Source organism: Bradyrhizobium shewense (assembly GCF_900094605.1).
GTDB lineage: Bacteria > Pseudomonadota > Alphaproteobacteria > Rhizobiales > Xanthobacteraceae > Bradyrhizobium > Bradyrhizobium shewense.
The window spans coordinates 1-1,329 of sequence record NZ_FMAI01000097.1 but is presented as its reverse complement, the minus strand read 5'-3'; the positions used below and the strand labels follow the sequence as shown (position 1 = coordinate 1,329).

At 56.2% G+C, this 1,329-nt stretch carries 1 protein-coding gene; it reads right to left on the bottom strand.

From position 1 onward, the window contains the following. Window positions 1–390 precede the first annotated feature (390 nt). The gene (locus GA0061098_RS43425; protein ID WP_091968265.1) at window positions 391–963 is read right to left on the bottom strand and encodes a PCC domain-containing protein; all 573 of its coding nucleotides are present in this window, start codon (window positions 961–963) and stop codon (window positions 391–393) included. Window positions 964–1,329 lie beyond the last annotated feature (366 nt).

The following is a 1,329-nucleotide window of genomic DNA, read 5'->3' as shown; positions in this document are numbered from 1 at the left end:
CCATCTCTGCCGCGTGGTCCGCCGACGGCAGCGTCGCCTGCGTTGTGGGGCGCCGCCTCGCCGCCGTCGGCTCCAGCCGGGCCCCTCGCTGCTCCGTAAACGACCGACGTTGACGTCCTTCCATTCGACACCTCCTGGCTCCTCGAGCCTACTACAGGTGTCCATCAATTCGGAGGTTCATGACTCACCGTTGTGCCCAGGAAGACTAGCGGCATATGGCGACAATGTCGGTGAAGAGTAGTTCTTTGTGGTTCGGCACAAATCGCGAGCATCTCCCAGCGAGTATGACCGGCATCGTGTTCAAATGGCCGTTGGTCACGGCGTAGGTCCTCCGCGTACGGCTGGTGATCACCGCCGAAGACTACGCGTGTCTCTTTTCAGCGGTGCCGTTTATGCCGGCACGATGTCATGATACAAGCCCGTCTTGTCGTAGGTGCACTTTAAGACGACCCCCGAGACTTTGGCGATAGCGACAGACCAGTGCGAGGGCACACTTGTTCGCCCATCCCAATTGATGCCCCCAATCGGTGAGCCCTGCAAGAGGTGCCCACAGACTGTCCCGGAGACCCCCGTCACCGTAGCGTAAATGCGGGCATAGGGTGTCCCGTGCCCCTCAAAACCTGCAGCACCGAAGCCTGTGTCGGCATAGCCACGGAGAAACTCCGGCGTGGGCGGCAAGTTGTCCGGAACCCAGCCCTTACCGATGAGACCATGCGTTATCATCTGAAGAGGACCTGGGATCTCAACGAAATCCACGCCCCAGTTGTCTTTGCGTGGCTCGTTGGAAATCCGCATCAGCCTCACTTTGCTCATTGAACCAGATGCAGACATAAGAATTCCGGTCTGGATATCGTATTCTTCACAAATGTCCCAAAGGGCTGGAAGAAAGTCCTCTCCGGCCTCCAGTCGAACGTAGTAGATTTGCTCGATCTTCCCACCGAACCCTTGTCTTTTTCTCTTCATACCTAGCCCTCCAGATGATTTGGCCAAAACGCGTGAACTCCTTGCTCAGCCAAGAGCTTTTGATGGCTGCCGAGGATTTCTGCGAAACAGTACGGGATTCCTTGGTCGAATTTCCTCAATGTGGCGCTTTGTAAGGGCGCAATTCTTCGCTTGGACAGGAGTATGCGACGCTTCTGTGCGATCGAGCTTCGCCGGCGAGCAAAGAACTGGGCCGTACTCTCGGAATGAACAAAATACATCGCTGGGACAGCTACCAAATCAGATAGAGTTGAGGACGCAAGGACGCATGGTAATCACGCTAATTCCATCCCACCTTGCAGTACTTTCAGTTTTCAGAAGCAGGCGCCGGAACAGCCGAGAGAGGAC

Bases quoted from the DNA above. Each gene is read 5' to 3' on its own strand.
- GA0061098_RS43425 (WP_091968265.1), bottom strand. From the start codon at position 963: ATGAAGAGAAAAAGACAAGGGTTCGGTGGGAAGATCGAGCAAATCTAC.